Genomic DNA, 4,503 nt, shown 5'->3' with positions numbered 1-4,503 from the left:
CGTCCCGCCCGGATGGGAAGGACGCCACCCCGGAAGGCTTGGGGGCGAGGTCGTCGTGACGCCATGCCCGCCCTCGCGCTCGGCGAGGGCGGACCCTTCTGCTGCCCGAATCAGCCCTGCTTGTCGGAGGCGGACGGCTTGCCCTCGGCGCCCAAGAGCGCCTTCAGGTTCGCCGCCGGGTCCGTCGGGCCGGGCGTCATGCGGTGCAGCAGCGCCGCCACCGCCAGGTTCTGCGCGTCATTGCTCAGACCCGGCTTGGAGAGGATCTCCTTGAGGTCCGCCGGCAGGTCCTTCTGGCCGTTGAGGTAGCCCCCCAGCGCCGTCTTCAGGGCCTCGCCGTGGTCCAACGCGCCGTCCACCGCGGTGCCGAACGACACCGCCTTGACGAAGCGCTCGAAGAACTGGCCGTCGCCACCGACGATGTTGAACTTCGCGTTGGCGAACGCCTTGGCCAGCACCTCGGCCTGGGCATGGGCGATGTCCTTGCGCACGCGGATCGTCTCCAGCTCGATGTCGCGCTCCTTGTTGAGCTTGAGGCGGAACTCCTCGTGCTCGCGGCCCACGCCGTCCATCAACTTCATGGACGCCGCCTTCTCCGCGAGGCCCCGGGCCTCGGCGAACAGCTTCTCCTGGATGGACGAGGCCTCGGCGAGCTGCATCTCCTTCGTGGCGAACGCCTCCGCCTCGCCGCGCTTGTGGATGGCCACCGCCTCGGCCTCCTGCACGCGAGCCCGGGCAATTCCCTTCTCCTGCTCACCCGCGGCCTCCGCCAGCAGCCGCTCACGGACGACCTGCGCCTGCGCGTGGCCCTGCTTCTCGATCGCGCCGGCCTCCGCCTCCTTCACGCGCACCTGCGCCATGCCCAGCTTCTCCGTGGCCGCGGCGTCGGCTTCCTTCACGCGGATGCCCGCCAGGCCCTCGGCGGCGGACTCGGCCTGGATACCGTCGGCCAGGCGCATCTTCGCCTTCGCCGTCTTGTCGGCGGCCTCGAGGTCCGCCTCGGCGAGGGTGAGCTTCTCCTTCGCCATGAACACCGCCATCTCGCTGTTGGCCTTGGCGGCGTTCACGTCCTTGACGGTCTTCTCCTGCGCCTGGGCCTCGGCGTTGATGATGATCGCCTGCTTCTTGCGAAGGGCGTCTGACTCCACGCGCAGGTCCTTGATGCGCTCCTCCTCCTGCGCCACCGTCTTCTCCACGGCGATGCGAGCGCGCACCACGTCGGCGATGTTCTTCTTCTGCTCCTCGAGCGCCTTCTCCTTGTCGATGCGCTCCAGCTCCGTCTCACGCTCCCGGCTGATGGCCGCCAGCGAGCGGGCGCGCTCCACGTTCTCCGCCTCGACTCCCACTTCGCGCTCGCGGTGCTTCTGGGCCACTTCCACGTCGCGCGACTTGTTCTGCTCCTGGACGAGGATCTCCTGCTCCGCCTTGATGCGGGCGAGCTGCGCCTTGGAGTACTGCTCCTGCTTCACGCGCTCGGTCTCCGCGGACTCCTCGGCCTGCACCGTCTCGATGGCGCGCCGCTGCTTCGCGGAGGCCTCTTCACGCTGACGCTCCAGCTCGAAGATGCTCTGGTCGGCTTCCACGTTGCGCTTCGTCACCGCCTGGCGCTCCGTCTGGCGCAGCTCGTTGGTGACGATGTTCTGCTCGGTGGTCAGCTTGGTGATCTTCCGGATGCCCTCGGCGTCGAGGATGTTGTCCTTGTCGAGCATCTCGACCGGGGTCTGCTCCAGATAGTCGATGGCGCAGTCCTCCAGCATGTAGCCGTTGAGGTCCCGGCCAATCACCTCCACCACGTTGTCCTTGATCTCCGCGCGCTTGGTGTAGAGGTCCACGAAGTTGAAGTTCTTGCCCACCGTCTTGAGGGCCTCGGAGAACTTGGCCTCGAAGAGCTTCTCGAGCGTCTCCTGGTCGCTGGCGCGCACGCAGCCGATGGACTGGGCGACCTTGAGCACGTCCTCACGCGTCTTGTTCACGCGCACGAAGAAGGTGACCTTGATGTCCGCCCGGATGTTGTCCTGGCAGATGAGGCCTTCCTTGCCGCGACGGTCGATCTCCACCGTCTTCAGCGCGATGTCCATCACCTCGGCCCGGTTGATGATGGGGAAGACCACCGCGCCGGTGAAGGTCACGAGCGGCTCGGTCTTCAGCGTGTTGACGATGAGCACCTTGCCCTGATCCACCTGCCGGTACAGGCGAACGATGGTGAGGACGATGCCCGTGAGGAGGATGACGCCTCCGCCGACGGCGGCTACCAAGGTGATGGGATCCATGGCCTTTTTCCTGTGAAGTATTGACAGCGGGCCTTGTATCAGGCGCCAGAGATCCCCCGCGAAAGCCCTCTGGCGTCGAATCCACACACGGTCCGCCCCCCTGAGCGGACCGCGCCTCGACTCAAGTCATGTACGCGCTCGCGCGCGGGCCAGCGCCGCGGCCCGAGCGGGGTCGCGAAGCTGATCCATCTCTTCCGGCAACAGCCAGTCCACGGGCTCCACCTCGTAGACATCCCGCTGGGCGTCGTACGACAGCACCAGCGCGGGATCTCCCCGCTTGAGCCCGTTCTTCTTCGAGCAGACCACGTTCAAGATGAAGCCCGCCTCGCCGTCCTCGAACGTCGCGTGGCCGTTGCGGTCCGTGACACCGCCGCTGGAGATGGTGCACACCCGGCCCATCAGCGAGTCACGCCCGGGCGCCTTGCGCGCCACGAAGACGGGCTTGAGCGGCCGCACTGCGATGCCCGAAATCACCAGCCCCGCGACGAAGCACAAGAGCCCCACCGCGCTGCTGATCAACCACGAGGGAAGCACGCCTCCGAGCGCCGCGTGCGCGGGCGGGGTCGCCACGAGCGACAGGAACCACGAGAAGAACGAGACGAGGCTCACGGACACCGTGAGCGGGATGCCCGCGAAACCCAGCGTGGAGAGGATGCCGCCGTCCACGTGCGCGTCGTGGTCGTGCGCGCCCATCGCCTTGCCGCCGCCCTGGATGGCCTCGCCCGCAGCCTTCGCTCCACCTTCCAGCGTCCCGGCCAGGGCCTTGCCCCCGCCCTCGAACGCCGCACCCAGCGCCTTTCCACCCGATTCGAAGTCGACGTGGCCGCCATCGAGCAGGTCGATACCCACTGCCCCGATGATGACGAACAGCCAATATGTGAGCACCACGCCCATGGCGGTGGTGAAGATCGCGGTCGGGAACGCGAGGATGGCGTCGAAGAAGGGCGTCATCGTCGCCCGGGACTCTAATCGAGCCTGATTCCCTCCGAAAACCGCCCCCGTCGATTTCCTGGACGGACGCTCGCCGAGCCTCCGAGCGAAGCCCGCATCGTCAAGCAGCCCCCGGCTTCACGACTCCTGGAGGGCCGCGACGGGCGTCCGGGGTCCACCCCCACCCGGACATCGGAGCACGGGCCCGGCGTGAGCTGCGACGCCGGGCCGAGGGAACGCCCGACTCAGGCGGGGACGACCTCCACCACGCTGGGCGGCATGTACGTCGGCAGCACGCGTTGGATGCGCAGCCCGGCCTTCTCCAACAGCGCGGTGTACTCCGTCCCCGTGCGCTCCTGGCCGCCCACCAGCACGAGCATGGCCATGTCGTAGAGGTTTCCGAAGTGCGACACGTTGTCGCCCGGCAGCACCGTCTCCACGATGAGCAGCTTCGCGCCCGGATGCATCGCCTCGCGCACGTTGGTGAGGATCTTCAGGCTGCGCTCGTCGTCCCAGTCGTGGAGGATCTGCGACAGGATGTAGATGTCGTAACCCGACGGAATCTTCTCGAAGAAGTTGCCCTCCAGCACCTCGCTGCGCGACGCCATGCCCAGGTTCGACAGGCGCGCGGAGGCCTCCGCCTTGACGTGCGGCAGCTCGAAGAGCGCGCCCCGGAGGTTCGGATGGGACTGGAGGATGTGAGCCAGCAGCGTGCCCGTTCCACCGCCCACGTCCACCACGGACTTCGCGGTGGAGAAGTCATACGCGCCCACCACCGCCGGAGCGTTGAGACTCTGATACGCGGCCATGCTGCCGTTGAAGATGGCCGCGTCCTCGGGGTGCTTGGACATGTAGCCAAAGAAGCTGTCCCCCATGAACTTCTCCACGGAGGGTTGCCCCGTCTTCAGCGACGACACCAGGTCTCCCCACGCCTGCCAGGACAGCAGGTGGCCATGCGCGCGCAGTGAGCCATACACCGAGCCCGGGCTGTCCTTCTGAAGCATCCTGCCCAGCTCCGTGAGACCGAAACGCTGGCTCTGCTCGTCCTTGACCAGCACCCCCAGGCCGGTCAGGAGTCTGAGCATGCGTCTCAACGCCGGAGCATGGGTGCCGCTCGCCTGCGCGAGCTCCTCCACGCTCTTCGGCTCATCACCGATGGTGTCCGCGATACCCAGCTCCGCCATGATCTGCAGGCTGCGAGAGACCCAGAAGCCGTAGACCATCTGGGTCATCACGACCGCGGGCGGAGGTGAGCTGGGGGCGGCAGGGGCGGCGTTGACGGGACGAGGTTGCTGGCTCATGC

General features: G+C 67.3%; 3 protein-coding genes. All 3 read right to left on the bottom strand.

All coding sequences use genetic code 11. The features are described from left to right. Positions 1–110 precede the first annotated feature (110 nt). Positions 111–2,270 (bottom strand): flotillin family protein, encoded by a 2,160-nt coding sequence (locus tag HR086_RS44940; RefSeq protein ID WP_174462116.1) that lies wholly within the window; start codon positions 2,268–2,270, stop codon positions 111–113. Between the two features lie 126 nt (positions 2,271–2,396). Continuing rightward, positions 2,397–3,221, bottom strand: coding sequence for a hypothetical protein (locus HR086_RS44935; protein WP_174455358.1), 825 nt, complete (start codon positions 3,219–3,221; stop codon positions 2,397–2,399). Between the two features lie 224 nt (positions 3,222–3,445). Next, positions 3,446–4,503 (bottom strand): acetylserotonin O-methyltransferase (locus HR086_RS44930; RefSeq protein ID WP_254626739.1); only part of this gene is annotated, 1,058 nt, incomplete at its 5' end.

The sequence above is a fragment of the Myxococcus sp. CA039A genome (assembly GCF_013336645.1).
Taxonomy (GTDB): domain Bacteria; phylum Myxococcota; class Myxococcia; order Myxococcales; family Myxococcaceae; genus Myxococcus; species Myxococcus llanfairpwllgwyngyllgogerychwyrndrobwllllantysiliogogogochensis.
Note: the sequence above shows the minus strand (reverse complement) of the source record. Positions and strands in the feature narration are given on the sequence as shown.